Consider the following 25,534-nt stretch of genomic DNA (forward strand, 5'->3'; position numbering starts at 1 on the left):
CAGTCTATCCATCTGGAGCAATGGCGCCAGAGTAGGAGAGTGGACCATTCCCGCGCGCGGTGACATGCAGTTGCAATACGACAAGGCTTGGGTGCAATCCAGGCTTGGCCGGCCGTTATCGCTCTCACTCCCGTTCAACCTGGAAAACCTGCCCCATAAAGGTGAGAAAGTCCTCAATTACTTTGACAACCTGTTGCCCGACAGTGACGCTATCCGCAAGCGCATCGCTGCACGCTTCAAGACGGCATCCGTCGATCCGTTTGATCTGCTCATGGCCATCGGGCGAGATTGTGTTGGCGCAGTACAGCTACTGGGTGCGGATGAAGAACCCACAGAATTCGATCAGGTGCACGGTACGCCGCTGTCGTCAGCGCAAATAGAGCAACGGCTGAACGAAGCAAGCGCAGGGGCAGGCTTCGCAGCCGCCAGGGCTGACGATGCGGACTTTCGGATTTCGCTCGCAGGCGCCCAGGAAAAGACGGCATTCTTGTGGTGGGACGGCCGGTGGCAGCAACCCCATGGGGCAACCCCAACTACACACATTTTCAAGATGCCAATGGGGTTGGTTGGCGGACGCAAAGCGGACTTCTCCACTTCAGTGGACAACGAGTGGTTGTGTCTGCGCTTGCTCAAAGCGTATGGCCTGCCCGTGGCCGATGCCGAGATTCAGACATTCGGCGTACGGCGCATACTGGTGGTTGAGCGCTTTGACCGGCGCGTAAATGCAAGCGGCCAATGGATCATGCGCTTGCCGCAGGAAGACTTCTGTCAAGTGGAGGGCGTGTCTCCATTGCAGAAATATGAGAACGACGGCGGCCCCGGACTGCAGGCCTTGTTCAAGACCTTGCGCCAATCTGAAAATGCCGAGCAGGACATGCACACCGTAATGGCCGCGCAGTTGCTCTTCTGGTTGCTTGGCGCGCCTGATGGGCATGCCAAGAACTTCAGCGTGCACCTCCTGCCAGGCGGGCGCTTTCAACTGACCAAGCTCTACGACGTGATGTCCGCATACCCGGTCATGGGAGACGGCCCAAACTTGTGGTCTCCGCTTGAAATCAAGATGGCCATGGCGCTGCTGGGCAAGAACCGGCATTACCACATGCACAACATCCTGCGGCGCCATTTCAACAGCACGGCACGCAAGGTCGGCTACGCAGACAATGCCGAGCCCATTATTGAGGACATCTTGCAGCGCACGCCTTCTGCCATTGAGGAGGTCAATGCAAATCTGCCGCCGGGCTTCAACCAGAAGGTAGCGGATACGATTCTGGGCGGGGTGCGGGATACGGCAATGAAATTGGCGGCCATGCCTGTCACCTGACAGCCACTCACCGCGTCAAGGCCATGAAGAGTTGCGGCAACTGCTCGGGCAGTCGCTCCACGTGGTCCATCACCGTGTAGTGGTGGCCGAAGATGTCTGCCACATAGGCATCGGCCTGGGCATCGAGGTTGATGCAGTAGCTGAAGATGCCCTGCTGCTCCAACTCGCGCACCGACTGGCGTGCGTCGTCAATCAGCAGGCGCGCATCGCTGCAGTCCACATCAGCCGGTTGGCCATCGGTGAGCACCAGCATCAGCTTCTTGTCGGCCGTCTGTGCACCCAGGTAATGGGCGGCATGGCGCAGGGCCGCGCCCATGCGCGTGGAGTAACCGGCCTGCATGGCTGCCAGGCGGCTCTTTACCGTATCGCCCCAGCGCTCGCCAAAACCTTTGATGTGCAAATAGCGCACCTCGTGGCGCGTATTGGAATGGAAGCCGGCAATGGCCAGCGGGTCACCCAACTGGTCCACCGCCCAGGCCAATAGCGAAACCGCCTCCTGGCTGAGTTCCAGCACGCTTTGCTGCGAACCCGGAGCACGCGCGTTGAGCGACTCCGACAGGTCCAGCACCAACATCACGGCAATGCTGCGGCCATTGCTTTGGCTGCTCTGCTGCACGCGCGTGTCGGGCTGCAGGCCGCAGCGCAGATCAATCTGGGCCTGGCAGGCGGCGTCCAGGTCCAGCTCGCTGCCTTCTTCCTGGTGGCGCAGGCGCGCACGGTCCTGCGGCTTGAGGCTGTCGAGCAGGCGCTTGAGCCGCTTGGCCAGTGCCGTGTGTTTCTCCAGCAGCTGGTCGATGTGCGCGCCGCTGCCAGAGGGGTGCAGGCGCTCGTACAGGCTGACCCAGTCTGGCCGGTAGGACTGGCTGGCGTAGTCCCACTCCGGGTAGAGCCGCGGCGGCAAGCCCCGTTCCTCCTGCGTGCTGCGTGCAACAGGAGGCGCATCAAACATCTCCTCGTCATCGCTGCGTTCATGGAACTTCCACAGATGGCGGTTGTCATCGCGGTAGGCAATTTCGGTGTCGGTAAAAAACGTGTTGGGCAGCTGGTCGCTTTGCAGCCGCGTCTTGGCCACATAGGCAATCGCCAGATTGGCCATGGCTGCTGTGCTGGACTCGCCCTGCGCCATGGTGTCGAAAAAGGCTTTGGCAAACTGCAGCAGTGTGCCATCGGTATAGGTGTGTGAAGGGTCCAGCAGGGCGCGTGAAAGCATAGCCAGGCGGTGGCGCTGGCAGGACTGCGTGGCCGGGTCGCAGGCGCCCTCGGTGGGTGTGGCGTGCAGCGCGCAAAAAATGCGGCGCAGGCCCGGGTACAGGCGCATGGCCAGCAGGTCCACCCGGGCATCCTCAAAGAACTCTACCGCCAGGCGCTGCAGCGGGCTCCAGTTGTCGGCAAACAGGGCCTGGCTCCAGCGCCGGTGCGCAGCCATATGGGCCAGCGCTGCACGGTAGCGGTCTATGCCGCTGGTGGGGCCCAGCGCGTCATACACATCCGGCAGGCGCATGCCGCTGCTGTCCCAGTAGGGCAGGTCACGTCCCGGCCTGCCGGCCTCTGCGCTGAAGGGAACCAGCTGCTCGGTGCCGTGCCACAGGCTGCGCAGATACAGCTCCAGCTGGCGCATGTGGTCCAGCAGAAGCGTGCCCTGGCGCTCGCCCTGCAGCACGGCACGGCTGTCGGGCGACTGCAGGCTGAAATAGGCCTGCTGGCGCTCGGGGTGCTCGGGGTAGTTGCGCACGCCAAAATCAATCCAGCGCTGCAGGCCCGAAAGCGAGAGTTGGCTGAGCACCTGCGGCAGGTGCTGCAAGAGCGGTGGCAGGCAGGCACTGGCATAGGTTTTGTGCGCACCGTGGATGGAGCCGCTGGTGCGCTCCATGGTCTGCAGCACGATGTCCAGGCAGGTTTGCAATGCGGACTCTTCCGGCATGGCGGCCAGGCGCGGTGCCACGTCAGCGAGCGACTGGAGCAAGGGTGCGATGGTGCGGCCGTTGGGCGAGCGCGTCATGGTCTGCACCGCGGCCAGTACGAAGGGCAGAGCGGCCTCACCCAGGTGGGACGCCAGCCCGGGCCAGGTCTTCAAAAACACCAGCAAGGGCTCGGCCCCACGGCCCAGCTTGCCCAAGCCCCGCGCCGCATCCAGATAGGCCTCCACACCTTCGGGTGAGAGCAGCTTGCGTGCCTGCGGCAGGCAGTCCTCCAGCACCTGCGCTGCCTGCGGGAAGCCGCTGTCCAGGCGCTGCAGGGCGGTGTTCACCCCAGCACCGCGTCAATGGCGTGGGTCAGTGTGGCAATCATGTCGGCGTCATCGGAGATGGGCCGCACCAGTGCCATCACGCAGGCGTCGCGCGGGCTCACGCCCCCCTGTATCAGGGTTGCGGCGTAGACCAGCAGCCGGGTCGACAGACCTTCGGCAAGCCCGTGGCCCTTGAGCCTGCGTGCGCTGCCGGCCAGTTGCACCAGCTTGGCTGCCATGCTGGCCTGCACGCCGGTCTCGGCCATCAGCACGGTGGCTTCCAGCTCGGGCTGCGGGTAGTCAAAATCAAAGCCCACAAAGCGCTGTTTGGTGGATTGCTTGAGGTCCTTCATCAGGCTCTGGTAGCCCGGGTTGTAGGAGATCACCAGCTGAAAGTCGGGGTGCGCGTGAATCAGCTCGCCGCGTTTGTCCAGAGGCAGCTGGCGCCGGTGGTCGCACAAGGGGTGGATGACGACCGTGGTGTCCTGGCGCGCCTCCACAATTTCATCCAGGTAGCAAATGGCGCCGCTGCGCACGGCGGTGGTCAGCGGCCCGTCCAGCCAGCGCGTGCCGCCGGCCTCCAGCAGGTAGCGGCCCAGCAGATCGGACGCGGTCATGTCCTCGTTGCAGGCCACGGTGATGAGTGGCCGGCCCAGCTTCCAGGCCATGTACTCCACAAAGCGCGACTTGCCGCAACCGGTGGGGCCCTTGAGCATGACGGGAAGCCGCGCTGCGTAGGCTGCGGTGTAGAGCGCTACTTCGTTGGTCTGCTCCAGGTAGTAGGGCGGTGGGGCTGTGGGGTGTGCCATGGCTTGGGCCTCGCCCAACCTTAGCGGTGCACGCCCAGCTTCTCGCGCCAGCCCGGATACAGCTTGTCCGCGTCCCCCGGAAACGAGGCAAAGGCCCGGGCAAATTCCTGGTGCTCTTTGGCAAAGGCAATCGGGTCGGCGCCGGACTTCCAGCACTCATACGACTGGCGCAGCGAGATGGCACCGGCGGCAGGTGAATCAATGTGGCCGTAAGAGCCGCCGCCCGAGGTGTTGATCACATTGCCGTGGCCCAGGTTCTCAAAAAATCCGGGCAGGCGCAGCGCATTCATGCCGCCCGAGATGATGGGCGTGGTGGGCTTCATGCCGTACCACTTCTGGTAGTACACCGGGCCCTGGCACTCGTCGCGCTCGATCATGTAGGCGATGCCTTTGTCCTCGTTCTCGCCCTCCATCTTGCCGTAGCCCATGGTGCCCACGTGGATGCCCGATGCCCCCTGCAGGCGCGACATTTTGGCCAGCACAAAGGCGGTGTAGCCGCGCTTGGCCGAAGGCGATGTGACCATGCCGTGGCCGGCGCGGTGGTAGTGCAAATACTGGTTGGGATACTGGCGCCGCGCCGTGGTGACCATGCCGGGGCCGCCGACAAAACCGTCCACCAGAAAGGCCACCTTGTCGGCGTCCGCACCAAAGGTCTCCAGCACGAAGTCGGCGCGGGCGCACATCTCGTAATGGTCGTCGGCCGTGATGTTGGCCGAGAACAGCTTGGGCTGGCCGGTCTCATCCTGCGCGCGCTTCATGGCATCGGCCACCAGCGGCATCACCTTCTTCATGGGGGCGAAAGTCTGGTTGCCCTGGGGCTCGTCGTTCTTGATGAAGTCGCCGCCCAGCCAAAACTGGTAGGCCGCGTGCGCAAAGGGCTCGGGGCGCAGGCCCAGCTTGGGCTTGATGATGGTGCCGGCGATGTAGCCGCCGTTCTGGATGGGGCGGCCCAGAATGCGCCACATGTCGGAGATGTCCTTGGACGGGCCGTCAAACAACTGGATGGCGCGCTCGGGCATATAGAAGTCGTGGATCTTGGCGTGCGCGATGTCGCCCATGCCCTGGTTGTTGCCGATCACCAGCGTGAGGAAGGACACGATCATCATGCGGCCATCGGTGATGTTGCGGTCAAACAGGTCCAGCGGGTAGGCAATGCGCATGTCCTCGGTGGCCTCGTCGATGTAGTACACCAGCGCGTCCACACCGCGGGTGAAGTCGTCGGTGGTGCTGACCTCCACGTTGGTTCCGGTGGACGACTCGGCGGCAAAGTGGGCTGCGGCCTCCAGGTAACCGTGGCCGGACTTGGGTTTCATTTTGTAGGCCACCAGAATGTGGCGTCCGCCTGCGATGAGTTCGCTTTCCTTCAGGCTGAGGTCGGCGTAGCGGTTCGATTGGTCCATGTGTTTTCTCCAGTGGTGTGCATCAGGGGCTGTCAATGGAGTGGACTATAGGGACGGCTATTCATCATGAAAATTCAAATAAACTGATCGTCGAATCAGTTTTTTCTGATGATTTGGGGCGGCGTGCCTTCAGCTCCAGGAATCCATCAACGCCCCGCCTTGCTCAATCAAGAAGTCCTTGAACGCCTGCGTTGCAGGCGACAGCTTCTTTGAACGCAAGTGCGTCACATACCAGTGCCCTGAAGGCGGCAGGCCCTGCACATCCACAAGCGCAATATGGCCGCTGGCCAGTTCATGGCGCAAGGTGCGCAGGGACAGAAAGCTCAGCCCCATGCCGGCCATCACGGCCTGTTTGATGGTCTCGTTGCTGGGCATTTCCATCTCGATGCGCAGGGCCGTCTTGTGCTGCGCAAACAGGCGCTCCATGGCCGCGCGCGTGCCCGACCCCTCTTCGCGCACCACAAACTTGTAGTCCGCCAGAGCCGAGAACGGTAGCTGGCGGCGGCGCACCAGCGCATGGTTGGGCGCGGCCACAATGGCCAGGGGGTTGCTGGCAAAGGGTGTGGCCTCGCAGTCCAGCCCGGAGGGGCTGCGGCCCATCACCACCAGATCGGCCTCGTTGCGGGCCAGCAGGCCCAGCACGTTCTCGCGGTTGTCAATTTGCAGCTGCACATGGATGCCCTCAAACAGCTTGCCAAACTGCACCAGCAGCATCGGGATGAAGTACTTGGCAGTGCTGACCACGGCCAGGTCGATGCGGCCTTTCTTCAGGCCGATATATCCGTCCATCTGCGCCTCCAGGTCCTTGAACTGGCCCATGGCGGCCTGGGCGTGGTGCAAGAACACCTCGCCCGCATGGGTCAGTCGGATGTTGCGCCCCACCGGCTCCAGCAGGGCCAGACCAAAGGCGTCTTCGAGCTGGCGGATCTGCATGGAGACGGCGGGTTGGGTCACAAACAGGCGCTCGGCCGCCTTGGATACCGACTTTTGCCGTGCCACTTCCAAAAAGGTTTGAATCTGCTTGAGTGTGTAAGGGCGCATGCGAGCCTTATTGCATTAGTTAAAGCTGATGGATTTTTAAAAAAACGTGATTAGAGTTTATGGATTCGACCGATTAAAGTAAATCCGTGGTCACCCAAACGGGGGCCTTTTTTCACAACCCAAGCGAGGTACGCTGGCATGCTCAAGGCGCTGATTTTTGATGTGGATGGCACGCTGGCCGACACCGAGTCGGCGCACCGCGCGGCCTTCAACCAGGCCTTTGCCGAGTTCGGCCTGGACTGGCAGTGGGACGAGGCCCTGTACACCGAGCTGCTGCACATCTCCGGCGGCAAGGAGCGCATGCTGCACTACTGGAAAGCCCGGCAGCCCGACATGCGCGCCCTGAACGCCACGGCCCTCTCCGACAGCATCAATCGCCTGCACGAACTCAAGACTGCCGCCTACGAGGACAGCGTCAACAGCGGCGCCGTGCAGCTGCGCCCCGGCGTGCTGGCCCTGATGTCAGAGGCCCATGCAAACGGCCTGCAGCTGGCGATTGCCACCACCACCTCGCCGGTGAACATTGCCGCCCTGCTGCGCCGCGCGCTGGGCGCGGACTGGCGCCTGAACTTCAGCGCCATTGGCGACGCCTCCACCGCGCCCGTGAAAAAGCCCCACCCCCAGGTCTACCTGCAGATGCTGGCCGCCCTGCAACTGCCGGCCAGTGAATGCCTGGCCTTTGAAGACTCCCGCAACGGCCTGCAGGCCAGCACCGCGGCCGGCCTGGCCACGGTGGTCACGCCCACCCACTACACGGCCGACCACGACTTCAGCGGTGCCCTGTGTGTGCTGCCCGATCTGGGCCATACCGACCTGGCGCGCCTGGGCAAGCTGCATACCGAATTTTTGAACTGAAAGCTTCCATGACCCCCACGACCTTCAAGCCCGGCGTCCTGCGCCTGGCACCCAGCATTCTCTCGGCCGACTTCTCCCGCCTGGGCGAGGAGGTGCGCGCCATCGAGCGCGCCGGGGCCGACCTGGTGCACTTCGATGTGATGGACAACCACTACGTCCCCAACCTGACCATAGGCCCGCTGGTGTGCGAAGCCATCCGCCCGCATGTGAACATCCCTATCGATGTGCACCTGATGGTGGAGCCCGTGGACGCGCTGATTCCCCTGTTTGCCAAGGCCGGTGCCAACATCATCACCTTCCACCCGGAGGCCTCGCGCCACGTGGACCGCACCCTGTCCATGATCCGCGAGCTGGGCTGCAAGGCCGGCCTGGTGCTCAACCCCGCCACGCCGCTGGCGTGTCTGGACCACGTGATGGACAAGCTCGACCTGGTGCTGCTGATGAGCGTGAACCCCGGCTTTGGCGGGCAGAAGTTCATTGCCTCTACCCTCACCAAACTGCGCGCCGTGCGCCAGCGTATTGACGCCCACGTGGCGGCCGGTGGCCAGCCGATCTGGCTGGAGGTGGACGGTGGCGTGAAGACCGACAACATCCAGCACATCGTGCAGGCCGGTGCCGACACCTGTGTGGCCGGCAGCGCCGTGTTCGGTGCACCCGATGCCGACGGTGGCTACCGGAGCGTGATGGCCGAACTGCGCCGCCAGGCCCTGCCAGCTTGAACGCGCAAAGAATTAAATACCAAGAAAGAGACCCATGCCCCATACCAAAAGCGTCACCCACCGCTCCACCCTGACCCAGTTCCTGATCGAGGAGCGCAGGCGTTTTCCCGACGCCAGCGGCGACTTCAATGCCCTGATCCTGGACGTCGCCATTGCCTGCAAGGCCATTGCCCGCGCCGTGGCCTTTGGCGAGCTCGGTGGCGTCATGGGCAACCACGATGCAGAGAGCGGCGGCAGCATCAATGTGCAGGGCGAGACGCAAAAAAAGCTCGACGTGCTGAGCAACCAGGTCTTCATCCAGCGCACCGAATGGGCCGGGCACCTGGCCGGTATGGCCTCCGAGGAAATGGACCTGCCCTACCAGATCCCGGCGCAGTACCCGCGCGGCAAATACCTGCTGGTGTTTGACCCCTTGGATGGCTCCAGCAACATCGATGTGAACGTGTCGGTGGGCAGCATTTTTTCCATCCTGCGCGGCCCCGACAGCGGCGCCGATGTGTGCGAGGCCGACTTCATGCAAAGCGGCGCCAAGCAGGTGGCCGCCGGTTACGCGCTCTATGGCCCGACCACCATGCTGGTGCTCAGTGTGGGCAACGGCGTGAACGGCTTCACCCTGGACCCGAATCTGGGCGAGTTCATGCTCACCCATCCCAAGCTGCAGATTCCAGAGGACACGCAGGAGTTCGCCATCAACGCCTCCAACAGCCGCTTCTGGGAGGCGCCGGTCAAGCGCTATGTCGACGAGTGCCTGGCCGGCAAAACCGGGCCGCGCGCCAAGGACTTCAATATGCGCTGGATAGCCAGCATGGTGGCCGAGGCCCACCGCATCCTGATGCGCGGCGGTGTGTTTTTGTATCCGCGCGATACCAAGGACACGAGCAAGCCAGGGCGCCTGCGCCTGCTGTACGAGGCCAACCCCATAGGCATGCTGATGGAGCAGGCGGGAGGACGCGCCTCCACCGGAGAAATGCCCATGATGGGCGTGCAACCCACCAGCCTGCACCAGCGCATAGGCCTGGTGTTTGGTTCCAAAAACGAGGTCGAGCGCATCGAGCGCTACCACGCCGAGCCACAGCAAAAGGAATCGAACACGCCCCTGTTTGCCGAGCGCAGCCTCTTCAGAGACTGAACGTCTCCAACCCTCTTTTCAACTTCAGGAGACAGTCCCATGTCTGAACGCCATCCCATCATCGCCATCACCGGCTCCAGCGGTGCCGGCACCACCTCGGTGACGCGCACCTTCGAGAATATTTTCCGGCGCGAAAACGTGGACGCCGCCGTCATCGAAGGCGACAGCTTCCACCGCCACGACCGCAAGGAAATGAAGCTGCGCCTGGCCGAAGCCGAGGCCCAGGGCAACAAGAACTTCAGCCACTTCGGCCCCGAGAACAATATGTTCCCCGAGCTCGAAGCCCTGTTTCGCGACTACGCCGCCACCGGTACCGGCAAACGCCGCAAGTACCTGCACGACACCGAGGAGGCCGCCCCCTACAAGCAGGAGCCCGGTACCTTCACACCCTGGGAGGACGTGCCGGCGAACACCGACCTGCTGTTCTACGAAGGCCTGCACGGCGCCGTGGTCACGCCCGAGGTCAACATCGCCCAGCACCCCGACCTGCTGATCGGCGTGGTGCCGGTGATCAACCTGGAGTGGATCCAGAAGCTCTGGCGCGACAAGTCCAAACGCGGCTACAGCACCGAGGCCGTGACCGACACCATCCTGCGGCGCATGCCCGACTACGTGAACTACATCTGTCCGCAGTTCATGCACACGCATGTGAACTTCCAGCGCGTGCCCATGGTGGACACCAGCAACCCCTTCATTTCGCGCGACATACCAAGCCCCGACGAGAGCATGGTGGTGATCCGCTTTGCCAAGCCCAAGGGCATCGACTTCCAGTACCTGCGCAGCATGGTGGACGGCAGCTTCATGAGCCGCGCCAACACCATCGTGGTGCCCGGCGGAAAAATGGAACTCGCCATGCAGTTGATATTCACACCGTTCATCTGGCGCATGATGGAACGCAAGAAGCGGGGAGCCTGATATGAGCCAGCAACCCACCCCCGAGATGGCCCGCAACATGGCCAACGCGATTCGCATGCTGGCTGTGGACGCAGTCGAAAAGGCCAAGTCCGGCCACCCCGGCGCGCCCATGGGCATGGCCGATATGGCCGAGGTGCTGTGGAATCGCCACCTCAAGCACAACCCGGCCAACCCGCACTGGATGGACCGTGACCGCTTTGTCCTCTCCAACGGCCACGGCTCCATGCTGTTGTATGCGTTGTTGCACCTGACCGGCTACGACCTGCCGCTGCAGGAACTCAAAAACTTCCGCCAGCTGCACAGCAAGACGCCCGGCCACCCGGAGGTGGACGTCACACCCGGCGTGGAAACCACCACCGGCCCGCTGGGTCAGGGCCTGGCCAATGCCGTGGGCATGGCGCTGGCTGAAAAATTATTGGCCGCCGAATTCAACCAGGGCGGCCACACCGTGGTGGACCACCACACCTACGTCTTCATGGGCGACGGCTGCCTGATGGAGGGCATCAGCCACGAGGTCTGCTCGCTGGCCGGCACGCTGAAGCTGTCCAAGCTGATCGCGTTCTACGACGACAACGGCATCTCGATTGACGGCCATGTGGAAGGCTGGTTCACCGACAACACGCCGCAGCGTTTTGCCGCCTATGGCTGGAACGTCATCCCCGCGGTCAACGGCCACAGCCCGGCCGACCTGGACGCCGCCGTGCGCGCGGCCCAGGCCCAGGCGGCACGTCCCGATGGACGGCCCACGCTGATCTGCTGCAAGACCATCATCGGCATGGGCTCGCCCAACAAGGCCGGCACGCACGATGTACATGGCGCAGCCCTGGGTGCGGCAGAAGTGGCGGCCACCCGTCTCGCACTGGACTGGCCTTATGCACCCTTCGAGATTCCCGAGGACATTGCCCAAGCCTGGAATGCCGTGGCACGTGGCCAGACGGCCGAGCGCGCCTGGCGCACCCGCTTCGAGGCCTATCGCTCGGAATTCCCGGCACGCGCGGCCGAGCTGGAGCGGCGCATGGCGGGCGACCTGCTGCCCGGCTTGGCCGAGCAACTGCCCGAACTGCTGGGCGCCATTGCGGCCCGCCCAGACCCGGTGGCCACCCGCAAGGCCAGCCAGAATGCGCTGGACCTTCTGGCCCCGCTGCTGCCCGAATTCTTTGGTGGCAGTGCCGACCTCACCGGCTCCAACCTCACCAACTTCAAGGGCTGCACCAAGGCCGGTGTGGACGCGCAAGGCCACTTCCAGGCCGGCAACCACATGAGCTACGGCGTGCGCGAATTCGGCATGGCCGCCATGATGAATGGCATGGCCCTGCATGGCGGCTTCATCCCCTTTGGTGGCACGTTTCTGACCTTCAGCGACTACAGCCGCAACGCCATCCGCATGGCTGCGCTCATGAAGCGCCGCGTCATCCACGTCTTCACCCACGACAGCATTGGCCTGGGCGAAGACGGCCCCACGCACCAGAGCGTGGAGCACATTCCCTCCCTGCGCATCATCCCTGGCCTGGACGTGTGGCGCCCCGCCGACGCTCTGGAGACCGCCGTGGCCTGGGCCTGTGCCGTGCAGCGCAAAGACGGCCCCAGCGCCCTGTGCCTGTCGCGCCAGAACCTGCCGCGCGTGACCACCATCGACATGCAGGCCCGCATTGGCCAGGGCGGCTATGTGCTGTCGGACATGGAGGGTGCGCGAGCCGTGATCCTCTCCACCGGCTCCGAACTGGAGCTGGCCCTGCAGGCCCAGACCACGCTGGCCGCTGAGGGCATCGCCACACGCGTGGTCTCCATGCCCTGCAGCAATGTGTTTGACCGCCAGTCCCATGCCTACCAGGACCAGGTGCTGCCCCTGGACCTGCCCGGTGTGGCGATCGAGGCCGCGCAGCCGGACTTCTGGCGCAAGTACGTGGGCCGCAGCGGCGTGGTGGTTGGCATGGCCACGTTTGGCGAGTCGGCTCCGGCCAAGGATTTGTACAAACACTTTGGCATCACGGCCGAGCGCGTGGTCACTGCCGTACACCTGCTGGTCAACCGGGCGCACAGTGCGGCCTCTGCACGCACCCTGGCCCCGTCGAACTAGGGAACACAGTATGTCTCTTCCCTATGACCTGGTCATGTTCGACCTGGATGGCACGCTGATTGCCACCGCCCCCGAAATTTGCGACGCCGTCAACGACACCTTGCGCCGCTTTGATCTGGTGGACGTGAGCCTGCAGCAAGTCAACGACTGGATAGGCCACGGCACGGCTGCGCTCCTGGTCCAGGCGCTGGCCTCCAGTGGCGGCGTGTCTGTCGCCAGCGTGCGCATGAGCGAGACCTTGCCGGCCATCGCCGCCGAGTTCGACAGCCACTACCAGCGCCGCTGTGGCACCCGCAGCCACCTCTACCCGCAAGTGCGTGAGACGCTGACCACCTTGAAAGCGCAGGGCGTGAAGCTGGCCGTGGTGACCAACAAGGAGTCGCGCTACACCCAGACCGTGCTGGACGCGCACCAGCTCATGCCGCTTCTGGACTGGGTGGTCAGCGGTGACACCCTGTCCACCAAAAAGCCCGACCCGGCCGGCATCCTGGCCTGCCTGGACAAGTTTGATGTAGCCCGCACGCGTGCGCTGTTTGTGGGCGACTCCAGCATCGACGTGGCCACGGCGCGCAACGCTGGCGTTCCGGTCTGGGCGCTGCCCTATGGCTACAACATGGGCCACCCCATTGAAGGCTGTGGGCCGGACCGCGTGATTGCCGATTGCTCGGCGCTGATTTCCATTTAAATTTCAAGGACAGGTTTCATGGCTATCCAAATTGGCATCAACGGCTTTGGCCGTATCGGCCGCAACGTGCTGCGCTCGGCGCTGCAAAACTTCAGCGACATCGAAGTGGTCGCCATCAACGACCTGCTCGAGCCCCATTACCTGGCCTACATGCTGCAGTACGACTCGGTGCATGGCCGCTTCAAGGGCGAAGTGTCTGTTGAAGGCAATACCCTGGTGGTCAATGGCAAGAAGATCCGCCTGACCCAGGAAAAAGACCCCGTCAACCTGAAGTGGAACGAAGTCGGCGCTGACGTGGTGATCGAGTCCACCGGCATCTTCCTGGACAAGGCCGGTGGCGAAAAGCACCTGGCAGCGGGCGCCAAGAAGGTCATCTTCTCGGCCCCCTCCAAAGACGACACCCCCATGTTCGTGTTTGGCGTGAACGAGAAGACCTACAAGGGTGAGGCCATCATCTCCAACGCCTCCTGCACCACCAACTGCCTGGCCCCTTTGGCCAAGGTGGTCCATGACAAGTTCGGCATCAAGCGCGGCCTGATGACCACCGTGCACGCAGCCACTGCCACACAGAAGACCGTGGACGGCCCTTCCAACAAAGACTGGCGCGGCGGCCGCGGCATTCTGGAAAACATCATCCCCAGCAGCACCGGTGCGGCCAAGGCCGTGGGCGTGGTCATCCCCGAGCTGAACAAAAAGCTCACCGGCATGTCCTTCCGCGTGCCCACCAGCGACGTGTCGGTGGTGGACCTGACGGTGGAACTCAACACCAGCGCCACGCTGGCCGAGATCTGCGCCGAGATCAAGCTGCAAAGTGAAGGCGCGCTGAAGGGCGTGCTGGGCTACACCACCGACAAGGTCGTGGCCACCGACTTCCGTGGTGACACCCGCACCTCCATCTTCGACGCCGACGCCAGCATCGCCCTGGACGGCACCTTCGTGAAGCTGGTCAGCTGGTACGACAACGAATGGGGCTACTCGAACAAGTGCCTGGAAATGGTCCGCGTGGTGGGCGCCTTCACAGGAGCCGCGCTGTGAAGGTCCTGCGTTTTGCCGATGTGGTGGCCAGCGGCTTTGCCGTCGGCCGCCGGGTTTTTATTCGTGCCGACCTGAACGTGCCCCTGGATGCGCAAGGCCGCATCACCGAAGACACGCGCATACGCGCCAGCCTGCCCTGCATCCGCATGGCGCTGGAGGCCGGTGCAGCCGTCATGGTCACCAGCCATCTGGGGCGTCCTGTCGAGGGCATCTTCAGCGAACAGGACTCGCTGGCCCCGGTCGCCCAGCGCCTGGGCGAATTGCTGGGCCGCGAAGTGCCGCTGGTGCGCAACTGGGCCGAGGCACAGGGCCCGCTGCCGGTAGAACCCGGCCAGATCGTCCTGCTGGAAAACTGCCGCTTGAACGTCGGCGAGAAGAAGAACGACGAAACGCTGGCGCGCCGTCTGGCCGCGCTGTGCGACATCTTTGTGCACGACGCCTTCGGCACCGCCCACCGCGCCGAGGCCACCACCTACGGCATGGCGCAGTACGCGCCGATTGCCTGCGCAGGCCCCTTGTTGTCCGCAGAGATTGACGCCATCCACCTGGCTCTGCAAAACCCGGCGCGGCCGCTGGTGGCCATCGTGGCGGGCTCCAAGGTGTCCAGCAAACTCAGCATCCTCAATGCCCTGGCCAGGAATGTGGACCAGCTGATTGTGGGCGGCGGCATTGCCAACACCTTCATGCTGGCGGCCGGATTGAACATCGGCAAAAGCCTGGCCGAACCCGGCCTGGTGGACGAGGCCCGCGCCGTCATCGAGGCCATGCGCGCGCGCGGCGCCGAGGTGCCCATTCCGACCGATGTGGTCACCGCCAAAAGCTTTGGTGCCGATGCCGTGGCCACCATCAAGGCCGCCAGCGCAGTGGCCGATGATGACCTGATTCTGGACATAGGCCCCGAGACCGCTCGGCGCCTGGCCGAGCAACTGCAGCGTGCCGGCAGCATTGTGTGGAACGGCCCGGTGGGAGTGTTCGAGTTCCCCGCGTTCGAGAACGGCACGCGGGTGATCGCCCAGGCGATTGCCCAGTCTGCCGCCTTCAGCATTGCCGGCGGCGGTGACACGCTGGCAGCCATTGCCAAGTACGGCATCGAAAAAGACGTGGGCTACATCTCCACCGGCGGCGGCGCTTTTCTGGAGGTGTTGGAGGGCAAGACCTTGCCGGCGTTCCAGATTCTGCAAGCGCGCGCTGCGGCTTGATTCATTTTTTTATCCAAGGAAATTTCCCATGGCTTTTGTTTCCCTTCGCCAGGTGCTGGACCACGCCGCCGAAAACGGCTACGGCGTGCCCGCCTTCAACGTCAACAACCTGGAGCAGATCCTCGCCATCATGGAGGCCGCGCAGGAGACCGACAGCCCGGTCATCCTGCAGGCCTCGGCCGGTGCGCGCAAATACGCGGGTGAGGCCTACCTGCGCCACCTGATGCTGGCGGCAGTGGAGACGCACCCCGACATTCCGGTGGTGGTGCACCAGGACCACGGCACCTCGGCCGCGGTGTGCCAGCAAAGCATTCGCTCGGGCTTTACCAGCGTGATGATGGACGGCTCGCTCATGGGTGACGGCAAGACCCCGGCCAGCTACGACTACAACGTGGACATCACCCAGCGCGTCTGCCAGATGGCGCACCCCATCGGTGTCTCGGTGGAGGGCGAACTGGGCTGCCTGGGTTCGCTGGAAACCGGCGAGGCCGGTGAAGAAGACGGCATCGGTGCCGAGGGCAAACTCAGCCATGACATGCTGCTCACCGATCCGCTGCAGGCGCGCGACTTTGTGCAGCGCACTGGCGTGGACGCCCTGGCCATTGCGATTGGCACCAGCCACGGCGCCTACAAGTTCACACGCAAGCCCACCGGCGACATCCTGGCCATGGACCGCATTGCCGCCATCCACGCCCAGATTCCCAACACCCACCTGGTGATGCACGGCTCCAGCAGCGTACCGCAGGAATGGCTGGCCATCATTCGCCAGTTTGGCGGCGACATCAAGGAGACCTACGGCGTGCCGGTGGAAGAAATCCAGCGCGGCATCCAGAGCGGTGTGCGCAAGATCAACATCGACACCGACATCCGCCTCTCCATGACCGGTGCCATGCGCCAGGTCTTCGCCCAGCAGCCCAGTGAGTTCGATCCGCGCAAAGCCCTGGTGGCAGCCAAGAACGCGGCGCGCGGCATCGTCAAGGCCCGCTTTGAAGCCTTTGGCTGCGCCGGGCAGGCGTCCAGAATCAAGCCGGTGGCGCTGGAGGCAATGGCCAGGCGGTATCTGTAGGCCCAGGCATTGGAAGCCTGAAAGGTAGCCGCTTAAAGGTGCAAATATTTGGTTTTCATGTAAGAATATTTCCTGTGAAAGACAAACAAGGCCCTGTATGAACACCCAAGTCAAACCCAAAGTCGATCCGGGCGAAGTGCTCGCCAAGGCTACGCGCCGCGCGAGTCAGTACCTGGGGCAGTCGGGGGCTGGGCTGGCACGAACCATTGGTTTGAGCGAGCCCACCGTATCGCGTCTGTTGAAAGGTGAAATCACGCTGAATCCGGACAAGAAGGAGGGTGAGCTGTCCTTGTTGCTGGTGCGCGTGTACCGCTCCTTGGATGCCCTGGTGGGCACAGACGACCAAAAGCGGGTGTCCTGGATGACTGCTTACAACAAGGCCTTGGGTGGTGTTCCATTGCAGCTGATTGAACGGGCCGATGGGCTGGTCGCGACATTGAACTATCTGGATGGCATGCGGGCGCCGGCATGAGTGAGCGTGGCGTCTGGGATCCAGCCTGGTTCGAGGGCGGCATGGCCCCCAAGTCCATGCTAGCCTGGCGCGGCGTCGAGGCCCAACACGTGGTGTCCACCATGCGCCTGGTGGACAGCCGTGCAGAGCAGGAGGCTTTGGAGTTGTTGCTGGAGCATAGCAAGCCGCCACAGCCGGCGATGCATGCGCCCAAGCACTATCTGCTCTACACGCCGTTTCGCTACCGCCCGCCGCACCCCAGCCGCTTCCGCCGTGCAGGCGAGCGTGGTCTTTGGTACGGTGCCGAGCAGCTTTACACAGCCTGTGCAGAAGTCGCTTACTGGCGCAACCGTTTCATATTGGACAGTGCGGCGCTGGTGAAAACAGAACTGTTGACCGAACACACTTTTTTTCAGGCAGAGGTTCAAGGCTTGGCGCTGGATCTGATGCAAGTCCCCTGGGTTGAAGCACGGAGTGCCTGGACCCATGGAAGCGACTACAGCGCAACCCAGGCACTCGCTGAGGCCGCCCGCTACAAAGGCGTGCAGTGGATTTGTTACGAGTCCGTGCGTGCCCCTGGCCAGCGTTGTGCCGCCGTTCTGGACGTAGACGCGCTAGCCATGGTGGATGGGGGTAAGACCATGCAGACTTGGCACTGCAAGGCGTCCAAAGACGCGGTCATGATGGTGTGTGGGGCTGACACCCAGGTCTGGAAATTTTGATTTGCAAGGCCGGGATGTTCCCGCGCAAGGCGCGTGGTTTTCCAGGGTCGCGCCGCGACGCTAGTGGGCAGGCGCCTGGTTGTCCGCCACCGGCAGTTCCAGCACAAACTCTGCCCCGCCTTGCGCATGGTTGCGCACCGTCAAGGTTCCGCCGTGCTGCTCCACGATGCCGTAGCTGATGGACAGGCCCAGGCCGGTGCCCTGGCCCACGGGCTTGGTGGTGAAGAAGGGGTCGAAGATGCGCAGGATGTGCTCGGGTGCAATGCCGGGGCCGTTGTCGCGCACGCGCAAACAGGCGCGGCCCTTGGTCACCTCCACCGTGATCCAGATCTGCGGTGTGATGCTGCCGGCGCCGCTCACCGCATCCAGCGCGTTTTGCAACAGATTCATCAGCACCTGCTGCAGCTGCGCCGCACTGCCCGTCACGGTGCAATGCGCGCCGGGCTGCCAGTGCACTTCGAATGGCAGAGGCGAGCCCTTGCTGATCCAGTGCAGGGCGCGCTCCACCACGTCATTGAGGTTGACCGGCAGGCTGACCTCGGGGTCCATGGCAGAAAAGCGCTTCAGGTCGTTGACGATGTCGGCGGTGCGCTGCGCACCTTCGAGCGTGCCCGCAATCAGCGAGGGCAAATCGTCCAGCATGTGTTCTATGCGCAGCTGCTTGCGCAGGGCCTGCACGGCCGCAGCGTCCTGGCCCTCGTGCACCGCGTTCACATAGGTGCCCAGGCGCGCGCAGTAGCGACTCAGGGCATGCACATTGCCCAGCACAAAGCTGATCGGGTTGTTGAGCTCATGCGCCACGCCGGCCACCAGGCGCCCCAGCGAGGCCATTTTTTCCGAGTGGATGAGTTGCTGCTGGGTGCGCTTGAGCGCGTCGTGGGCGTCCTGCAACTCCTGGTTGGTGCGCTCCAGCTCGGCGTTCTTTTTCTCCAGCTCGATCTCGTCGGTGATGAGCTGCGAATACACCTCGTCCATCTTCTGGATCACGTCCAGCCAGGTGGATTCGTCCACGCCTTCGAGCCCACCAGGAGAGGGCGCGTGGGGCAGTGGCGGAGAGATGCGCGGCGGCATGCGTTGCAGTCTACGGGATCAATGCACCGTGCACACCATGCACGGATCAAAGGAGCGCACGATGTGCTGCACCGCCACCGGCGTGGTCTCGCCCGGCTGCACGGGGGCCCCCACCAGCGCCTGCTCCAGCGCACCGGGGGTTCCGGCCGCATCGCGCGGTGAAAAATTCCAGGTGGTGGGCGCCACGATCTGGTAGTTGGCAATGCGGCCTTTGCTGGCCACCACCCAATGGCCCAGGCTGCCGCGCGCGGCCTCGCTCAGGCCCACGCCCACGCCTTCGGTAAACGCGGGGGTGGGCACGCAATAGGCTTCGTTGGGGCGCAGCTCCTGCAGCCACTGCTCCATCAGGGGCACCACGCGGGCCAGCTCCAGCAGGCGCGCAAGCACGCGCGTAAACACCGTGCCACCATGGTGTGCTACGGCGTCAACGATCAAGGCGTGCTGGCTGGCCAGCTGGCGCGCAATGGCGCCGGTCTCAATCACCTCACCCGCCAGCCGCGGCGCCTTGTTCCAGGTGTAGGCCGCGGGCTTGTCCATATCGGGCAGGGTGATGCCGTCCTGCGGATGGCGCGGGCCTGCCAGGTCAGAGAGCCAGGCGTGGGTGGCATCCTCGGTGATGCTGCCTGCATCCAGAGGCGACGCTGCGCCCTGGTGCCAGACGCCACCGCCCAAAGCAAAGCTGCCATCGGGCTGCGGGTAGGCACCAAAGCTCATGTAGCGCCCCGGGCCTGGGCCCAGGCCACTCAGGCCGCAGTCCTGCACCATGCTGAGAAACAGGCGCAAGTCGCCGCGCCAGGGGTCCTGGGCATGCCACTGCCACAGCGCTTCTTCACTGTGCAGGCTGCTGATGAATTCCAGCGGCTCGGCAAACAGCTCGCGCTCCAGAAAGCGGCGGAACTCGCGCACCTTGACCAGCAGACGGCCGCGCTCGGCCACCTCGATCGGCCGCGTGGAGCCGCCGGGCTCTATGCTTTGCGTATGCGGCCACTTGCCCGCCAGCGTGCCCAGCAGGGTGAACCAGCGCTGGCGCGCGGCAATCGCAGCGCGCGTCTGCTCGCCGCTCTGCGCATCAAAGCGGCGCACGGCTTCGGCATGCCAGGCCTGGTTGGCATACACCGGCCGCGTGAAGTCCGGCATGAAGAACAGATAGAAGTGCGTCAGGTGATCGGCCAGGTTTTCCGTGGCCAGCACGATGTTGGTGGCGTGCTGGCCATTGGGCGGCATATGGATGTTGGCCAGGCTGGCCAGCGCGCGTGCGCAGGCCACCGACTGCGACACCGAGCAAATGCCGCAGATGCGCGGCACATACACCAGCGCGTCCTGCGGCTGCTTGCCCTGCAGGATCTGCTCAAAGCCCCGGTACATGGGGGAGTTGACCTGGGCCGAGCGCACCCGCCCGTCCTCCAGGTCCAGGCTGACTTCCAGGTCGCCCTCCACGCGGTTAAACGGTCCTACCAGCAAACGGGTCACGGCAATGGGTTCACTTGAGACGGGTTTTGCGGGCAATGGGTGCCACCACCAGATGGTCGGCCACGGCATTGAGTTTGACGCGCCGCGGCGTGGCCGATTTGGACAGCGAGGCCAGCGCCACAAACCAGGCCTTGGGCATGTCGGTGGGCAGGCCAATCGGTATGCCGGCAATCTTGGGTGTCGTGTGAAACGGGTGGCCGGGTTCCTGAAAACCCGGCTCGGTGCAGGCGATGCAGGCATAGCCGCCGCGCGTGCACGAGCCCTCGCCATTCCAGGGCCGCAGGTTGCAGTCGGCATGCACCTGCGTGCCCTTGCAGCCCATGTGCTCCATCATGCAACCCAGGTCCGAGGGCTTCTCGGCGCTGGCTTTGTATTCGTAGTACTCGTTGCGCGAGCAGCCGTGGTGCACCAGCTGGTCGGCATAAAAACGCGGGCGGCCCAGGCTGTCCAAGTCCTCTGCCAGAAGGGTGTTGTCTGCCAGCGCCATCAGGCTGTCCAGCACCCAGCCCGGGTGCGTGGGGCAGCCGGCGATGTTGATCACCGGCAGGCCGCTGCCCGAACGAAACGCTGCACCCAGCAAACCACCCACGCGGTCGTCTTCGTACTGCAGGCCGCAGGCATCGGTGGGGTTGCTGCCGCCCGCCGTGATGCCACCCCAGGCGGCACAGCTGCCCACGGCCACCACATGGCGCGCCCTGGCTGCCAGCTGTTCCACCCAACGGACCATGGGGATGCCAGTGCCGGCCAGCACATGAAAGCGCCCTGTGCCATTCGGGCCGCGCAAGAGTGCGCCTTCTATGCACAGCGCGTCAAGCCGCAGCGTGCCGGCCTGGATGGCGCTCAGCATGGCGATGAGCTCCTGCCCGCTTTCCAGCGACAGGGAAGGGTGCCACAGCAGATTGATATTGGCATCGCGCAGCTGGCCGTGGAAGTCGGTGGTGTCGGCGCACAGCAGCGACATGCTGCAGCCGCCGCAGCCGCCGGATTGCAGCCACAGCACATTCAGGGGTGCGCCCATGGTCAACCCTCCAACCCGAAGCGGGCCATCTTGCCGCGCAGGCCCACACGCGAGAGGCCCAGCTCGGTGGCGGAGCGGGTTTTGTTCCAGCGGTGGCGCAGCAGGGTTTCGCGCAGCACCATGGCTTCGATCGCGTCCAGCCGTTCGCTCAGGGTGCCGGTGCGGGGCAGGGCGCTGCCATGGGTGCTGGCTGCGGCGCTGGCCAGACCGGCCTGGCCGTGCAGCACGCGGGAGGACAGCGACTGGGCGGCAATGGCGTCGCTGTCGCTGATGGCGATGGCGCGCGCAATCTCGTTGCGCAGCTCGCGGATGTTGCCGGGCCAGGGGTAGCCCATCAGGCAGGCCAGGGCCTCGTCGCTCAAGCTGGCATCGGGGCGGCCCAGCTCGGCGCCCACTTCGCGCACCAGGCGCCGGGCAATCGGGGCGATGTCACCGGCGCGCTCGCGCAGCGGTGGCACGGTGATGGTGATGCCGGCAATGCGGTAGTACAGGTCTTCGCGGAACAGGCCCTCGCGCACACGCTGCTCCAGGTCGCGGTGGGTGGCGGCCACCACACGCACGTCCACCGGCACCGGGTGGGCCGCACCCACCGGGCGCACCTCGCCTTCCTGCAGTACGCGCAAGAGGCGCACCTGAAAGGCCGGCGAGGTCTCGCCAATCTCGTCCAGAAACACCGTGCCGCCGTGGGCGCGCTGGAACAGGCCCGGGTGGTCCTCATAGGCGCCGGTGAAGGCGCCGCGCTTGTGGCCAAACAGTTCGGACTCCAACAGCGTGTCCGGCATGGCCGCGCAGTTCTCCACCACAAAGGCACCGGCCGCGCGCGGGCTGGCGTAATGCACGGCGCGGGCCAGCAGCTCCTTGCCGGTGCCGGACTCGCCCAGCACCAGCACGCTCAGGTCGTAGCGGGCCACGCGCATGGCGACTTCGCAGACGGCGTCCAGCGGGCTGCCGGGCGCGCGCTCGATGCGGTCGAAATCAAACACGCTGCGCGCCTTGGAGAGCTTGGCCTGCGTGCGCTGGCGCAGCACCGGGGTGCTGGTGCGCAGCTCCAGGTGCAGGCGGTTCGTGTCGCGCTGCAGGTTTTGTGCCTCCACCGCATTGCGCACCGTGGCCAGCAGGTGGTCGGGCACCCAGGGCTTGAGGATGTACTGGTAAATGCCGGCCTCGTTGATGCCGGCAATGATGTCTTCCGAATCGGTGTAGCCGGAGATGACGATGCGCACCGTGTCCGGCCAGCGCTCGCGCACCTCTTTGAGGAACAGCACGCCGGTGAGGCCCGGCATGCGCTGGTCGCACAGGATCACGCTGATGGGGTTGCGCTCCATGCAGAGCCGTGCGGCGTCGGCGTCGCTGGCGGTGAACACCATGAAGTCTTCGTCCAGGGTGCGGCGCATGGCCTCCTGGGAGCGGACCTCGTCGTCCACCACCAGCACGCTGGGCAGGTTGTCGGGCAGGTTCATGTGCGCTTGTGCGGCTTCATGGCCTGTGGGCGGCCAGGTGGCGCGGCGTCCAGGCGTGCGGCAGCTTGTGCACAAAGTGGTAGCGCGCCACATGGTAGCTGGGGTCGAATCCGTAAAAATTGCGGTGCATGCGGTTCAACTCTTCTTTTCGGTAGTCCGCCAGGGGGCGGGTGGCTTCATCGGTGGCGCGGACCTGCTGCTTTTGCTGCAGCCGGTGCTGGAAATTGTAGGCGCTCGCCAGGGCCAGCGCACGGGGAATTACCTCGGTTTCCAGGTCCGCAGGGGTGTTCAGGCAATGGTCTATCAGGCCCCTGCGCTGCGCGTCCTGGGCCAGCAAGGGCAGACGCTGGCGCATCAGCGCCTGCGCGGCCTCCAGACCCAGGCGGCGCGGCAGCAAGTAGGTCCAGTATTCCGAGCCATACAGATTACCCATGTTGCGGTAATGCGGGTTGAGCACCGTGCCCGGTGCGGCCCAGACCTCATCGGCGGCCAGGGCCAGAAACACGCCACCGGCGCCGGCATTGCCACGCAGCACGGCCACAGTCAGGCGCGTGGTGTCTTCGATGAGGGCGCGCGCCACATCGTTCATGGCGTTGATGTTTTCCCACGAGGCGTCGGCCGCGCTGCTGCCCACCTGGTGCGCTGCGGCTTCGATGCAATTGAGGTGGATGCCGTTGCTGAAGAAGTCCTGGCCACCCAACAGCAGCAGCACGCGGGTGGGGCGGGTCTTGAGGTGTTGCAGTGCCTCCAGCAGGCGCTGGCATTGCGCCGTGGACATGGCGCCGTTGTAGAAGTCGAAGGAGAGAACACCGATGCGTGTGCCACTGTCCTCGCGCTCCCAGTAACGCAGCTCGGCCCATTCATCACCCTCGCGCTCCAGCGGCAAGTCCCACACGGGCAGGTGTGCGGCCTCTTCGGCAAAGGCCAGGGTGGCGGGCAGCTTGAAGGGGGCATCCGTGCCACAGGCGCGGGCCAGGCGCACCTGGCCCATCCAGATGCCACCGTCCACGGTGCGGCGCAGGAGCGCGCCGTCGCGTTGGGCGACGATGGCGCCGGGGGCAATGGTGGCCAGCGCCTGCAGCGCCGAGCCGCTGGCCGGGTGGGCGTCAAAGACATGGCAGCTGTGGCCGAACAGGTTGTCCTGCACGCCGGGTTGGCCGTCGGCGCTGCGTATGCGCGCCAGGATGTGTGCGGTGCTGTCCTGCTGCCAGTCGATGCGGCGCGTGGCTTGCGGCATGGCGGGGCGCCAATGGGTTTGCACAGAAGCAGAAGCAGGCGGTGCTACGGATCCCGCCTGTGCTTCCACCAGCGCCACCGCCTGCAGCACCGCCGCCACCGCCGCGCGCGTCACCTCTGCGCGGTACAGGCTGCCCTTGCTGCAAGCCCGCAGGGCAAAGCCGGCATGGGCCCAGACCGGGCCGGCGTCAAAGTCGCCGTTGGCCTGCAAGACTGTCACGCCCCATTGCGGCTGCTGTTCCAGCACCGCCCAGTCCAGGGCCGCAGGCCCCTGGTCACCGGGCGGGCCGGGGTGCACCACCAGGCACAGCACCGTGCGCCAGATCGACTCCGGAATGCGGCGTTTCAAAAACGGCGCAAGCAGCAGATCCGGCTGGAACAGGGCGCAGGCTTCCTCGGTCACCGAGTCGGCAATGTCCAGCTCCACCGACAGCGTGTGGCCGCGCGCCTGCAGCTCGGCGTACAGGCGCTGCGAGAGACTGTTGAAGCTGTGGCACAGCAGAAGAATGCGCATAGGGATTGGGAAGGCAGGGCAGCGTAAACAGCGTCAGCAGGGTGGCATCGGCTGCAGGCTTAGCAAATACGCGGCAGCTGCTCACCACTGAGCCAGTCCACCACGCGCCGCCCGCCAAAGCTGGTGTTCATCTGCACGAAGTGGTGCGCGTCCTCGGTCACCACGCCAATCTGCACCGCCTGTGCGCCCAGGGGATGCGCCTGCATGGCGGCCAATACCGCGGCGGCCGATTCGGGGGAACAGATGGCCACCAGCTTGCCCTCGTTGGCCACGTACAGCGGGTCCAGCCCCAGCAGTTCGCAGGCCGCTTCCACTTGCGGTGCGACGGGAATGGCGGCTTCTTCCAGCACCATGCCCACGCCGGACTGCCCGGCGATTTCGTTCAGCGTGGTGGCCAGGCCGCCGCGCGTGGGGTCACGCAGCACGCGCACGCCGCCCGGTGCTGCTGCCAGCATGGCCGCCACCAGGGTGTGCAGGGCGGCGGTGTCGGACTCCATCGTCGTCTCAAACTCCAGCGATGCGCGCTTGGACATCACGGCCACGCCGTGGTCGCCAATGGTGCCGGAGAGCAGCAGCACATCGCCCGCGCGCGCATTGCGCCCGGAGATGTGCACGCCCTCGGCCACCACGCCCACGCCGGTGGTGCTGATGAAGACGCCGTCGCCCTTGCCGCGCTCCACCACCTTGGTGTCACCGGTGATGATGGGCACGCCGGCCTCGCGCGCGGCAGCAGCCATGCTGTCCACAATGCGCTTGAGCTCCGACAGGGCAAAGCCCTCTTCCAGAATGAAGCTGGCCGACAGGTACAGGGGTGTGGCGCCCAGCATGGCTACGTCGTTGACGGTGCCGTGCACGCTCAAGGCGCCCACATCGCCGCCCGGAAAAAACAGCGGTGAGACCACATGGCCGTCGGTGGCCATGACCATGCGCGCCCCCACGGGAATGGGGAAGCTGGCGCCGTCATCGCCCTGGCGCAAAAAGGGGTTGTCAAAGGCGGCCAGAAACAACTCTTCGGTGAGCTGCGCGGCCGAGCGGCCACCGGCACCATGGCCCATGTCGATGCGGCCGTGTTTGATGTCCAGCGGACGGATGTAGTTTTTCTTGCTCATGGATT

Annotated in this window: 22 protein-coding genes; 12 read left to right on the forward strand and 10 right to left on the reverse strand. The window is 64.7% G+C overall.

All coding sequences use genetic code 11. The features are described 5' to 3' along the window. A partial coding sequence (locus tag DIC66_RS21020) for a type II toxin-antitoxin system HipA family toxin (protein ID WP_147321373.1) occupies positions 1 to 1,321 on the forward strand: 1,321 nt, incomplete at its 5' end. 7 nt (positions 1,322 to 1,328) lie between these two features. On the opposite strand, the gene DIC66_RS21025 is transcribed toward DIC66_RS21020, so the two are convergent. The 4 genes from DIC66_RS21025 to DIC66_RS21040 all read right to left on the reverse strand — a co-directional run bounded on the left by DIC66_RS21025 (position 1,329) and on the right by DIC66_RS21040 (position 6,798). Continuing rightward, on the reverse strand, positions 1,329 to 3,569 hold the full coding sequence (locus DIC66_RS21025) for a nitric oxide reductase activation protein NorD (RefSeq protein WP_117180146.1): 2,241 nt from the start codon (positions 3,567 to 3,569) through the stop codon (positions 1,329 to 1,331). After that, entirely contained in the window at positions 3,566 to 4,357 is a 792-nt protein-coding gene (locus DIC66_RS21030; protein ID WP_117180184.1) for a CbbQ/NirQ/NorQ/GpvN family protein, read from the reverse strand. The genes DIC66_RS21025 and DIC66_RS21030 overlap by 4 nt, the downstream gene beginning before the upstream one ends. 20 nt (positions 4,358 to 4,377) lie before the next feature. Further along, positions 4,378 to 5,757 (reverse strand): ribulose-bisphosphate carboxylase, encoded by a 1,380-nt coding sequence (locus tag DIC66_RS21035; RefSeq protein ID WP_117180147.1) that lies wholly within the window; start codon positions 5,755 to 5,757, stop codon positions 4,378 to 4,380. A 129-nt stretch (positions 5,758 to 5,886) separates the two neighbouring features. Next, complete coding sequence (locus tag DIC66_RS21040; protein ID WP_117180148.1) at positions 5,887 to 6,798, reverse strand: LysR family transcriptional regulator; 912 nt, start codon at positions 6,796 to 6,798, stop codon at positions 5,887 to 5,889. Between the two features lie 138 nt (positions 6,799 to 6,936). On the opposite strand from DIC66_RS21040, the gene DIC66_RS21045 reads away from it, so the two are divergent. The 11 genes from DIC66_RS21045 (at position 6,937) to DIC66_RS21095 (ending at position 17,651) form a co-directional block, all read left to right on the forward strand. After that, complete coding sequence (locus DIC66_RS21045; protein ID WP_117180149.1) at positions 6,937 to 7,653, forward strand: HAD-IA family hydrolase; 717 nt, start codon at positions 6,937 to 6,939, stop codon at positions 7,651 to 7,653. Between the two features lie 8 nt (positions 7,654 to 7,661). Continuing rightward, positions 7,662 to 8,372, forward strand: a complete 711-nt coding sequence (gene rpe / locus DIC66_RS21050; protein WP_117180150.1) for a ribulose-phosphate 3-epimerase — start codon at positions 7,662 to 7,664, stop codon at positions 8,370 to 8,372. Positions 8,373 to 8,406: 34 nt separating this feature from the next. After that, the gene (locus DIC66_RS21055; protein ID WP_117180151.1) at positions 8,407 to 9,501 is read left to right on the forward strand and encodes a class 1 fructose-bisphosphatase; all 1,095 of its coding nucleotides are present in this window, start codon (positions 8,407 to 8,409) and stop codon (positions 9,499 to 9,501) included. A 39-nt stretch (positions 9,502 to 9,540) separates the two neighbouring features. Further along, complete coding sequence (locus DIC66_RS21060; RefSeq protein ID WP_117180152.1) at positions 9,541 to 10,416, forward strand: phosphoribulokinase; 876 nt, start codon at positions 9,541 to 9,543, stop codon at positions 10,414 to 10,416. A gap of 1 nt (position 10,417) precedes the next feature. After that, the gene (tkt, locus tag DIC66_RS21065) at positions 10,418 to 12,493 is read left to right on the forward strand and encodes a transketolase (RefSeq protein WP_117180153.1); all 2,076 of its coding nucleotides are present in this window, start codon (positions 10,418 to 10,420) and stop codon (positions 12,491 to 12,493) included. Positions 12,494 to 12,503: 10 nt separating this feature from the next. Beyond that, on the forward strand, positions 12,504 to 13,178 hold the full coding sequence (locus DIC66_RS21070) for an HAD-IA family hydrolase (RefSeq protein WP_117180154.1): 675 nt from the start codon (positions 12,504 to 12,506) through the stop codon (positions 13,176 to 13,178). A gap of 18 nt (positions 13,179 to 13,196) precedes the next feature. Continuing rightward, positions 13,197 to 14,213 (forward strand): type I glyceraldehyde-3-phosphate dehydrogenase, encoded by a 1,017-nt coding sequence (gene gap, locus DIC66_RS21075; RefSeq protein ID WP_117180155.1) that lies wholly within the window; start codon positions 13,197 to 13,199, stop codon positions 14,211 to 14,213. Further along, positions 14,210 to 15,412: a phosphoglycerate kinase gene (locus DIC66_RS21080; protein WP_233506043.1), complete on the forward strand. Its 1,203-nt coding sequence runs from the start codon at positions 14,210 to 14,212 to the stop codon at positions 15,410 to 15,412. The genes gap and DIC66_RS21080 overlap by 4 nt, the downstream gene beginning before the upstream one ends. Positions 15,413 to 15,440: 28 nt before the next feature. Next, on the forward strand, positions 15,441 to 16,478 hold the full coding sequence (gene fba / locus DIC66_RS21085) for a class II fructose-bisphosphate aldolase (RefSeq protein WP_117180157.1): 1,038 nt from the start codon (positions 15,441 to 15,443) through the stop codon (positions 16,476 to 16,478). 97 nt (positions 16,479 to 16,575) lie between these two features. Further along, a complete protein-coding gene (locus tag DIC66_RS21090; RefSeq protein WP_117180158.1) occupies positions 16,576 to 16,950 on the forward strand; it encodes an antitoxin Xre/MbcA/ParS toxin-binding domain-containing protein in 375 nt (124 codons plus the stop codon). After that, positions 16,947 to 17,651 carry an RES family NAD+ phosphorylase gene (locus DIC66_RS21095; RefSeq protein WP_117180159.1) on the forward strand — a complete coding sequence of 235 codons (705 nt, stop codon included), beginning with the start codon at positions 16,947 to 16,949 and terminating at the stop codon, positions 17,649 to 17,651. Before DIC66_RS21090 ends, DIC66_RS21095 begins: the two co-directional genes overlap by 4 nt. A 60-nt stretch (positions 17,652 to 17,711) precedes the next feature. On the opposite strand, the gene DIC66_RS21100 is transcribed toward DIC66_RS21095, so the two are convergent. From DIC66_RS21100 to hypE, 6 genes are read right to left on the reverse strand one after another with little or no spacing between them, the layout of a single operon-like run. Next, positions 17,712 to 18,722: a sensor histidine kinase gene (locus DIC66_RS21100; protein ID WP_117180160.1), complete on the reverse strand. Its 1,011-nt coding sequence runs from the start codon at positions 18,720 to 18,722 to the stop codon at positions 17,712 to 17,714. Positions 18,723 to 18,740: 18 nt separating this feature from the next. Continuing rightward, positions 18,741 to 20,192 carry a nickel-dependent hydrogenase large subunit gene (locus tag DIC66_RS21105; protein ID WP_117180161.1) on the reverse strand — a complete coding sequence of 484 codons (1,452 nt, stop codon included), beginning with the start codon at positions 20,190 to 20,192 and terminating at the stop codon, positions 18,741 to 18,743. 10 nt (positions 20,193 to 20,202) lie between these two features. After that, positions 20,203 to 21,210, reverse strand: a complete 1,008-nt coding sequence (locus tag DIC66_RS21110; RefSeq protein ID WP_199534815.1) for an NADH-quinone oxidoreductase subunit B family protein — start codon at positions 21,208 to 21,210, stop codon at positions 20,203 to 20,205. 2 nt (positions 21,211 to 21,212) lie between these two features. Next, entirely contained in the window at positions 21,213 to 22,670 is a 1,458-nt protein-coding gene (locus DIC66_RS21115) for a sigma-54-dependent transcriptional regulator (RefSeq protein WP_117180162.1), read from the reverse strand. Between the two features lie 16 nt (positions 22,671 to 22,686). Further along, on the reverse strand, positions 22,687 to 24,420 hold the full coding sequence (locus DIC66_RS21120; protein WP_117180163.1) for a hydrogenase maturation protein: 1,734 nt from the start codon (positions 24,418 to 24,420) through the stop codon (positions 22,687 to 22,689). Between the two features lie 59 nt (positions 24,421 to 24,479). Further along, entirely contained in the window at positions 24,480 to 25,529 is a 1,050-nt protein-coding gene (gene hypE / locus DIC66_RS21125; RefSeq protein WP_117180164.1) for a hydrogenase expression/formation protein HypE, read from the reverse strand. Between the last annotated feature and the right edge of the window lie 5 nt (positions 25,530 to 25,534).

The organism is Rhodoferax lacus (genome assembly GCF_003415675.1).
In the GTDB taxonomy this organism is placed as follows: Bacteria; Pseudomonadota; Gammaproteobacteria; order Burkholderiales; family Burkholderiaceae_C; genus Allorhodoferax; species Allorhodoferax lacus.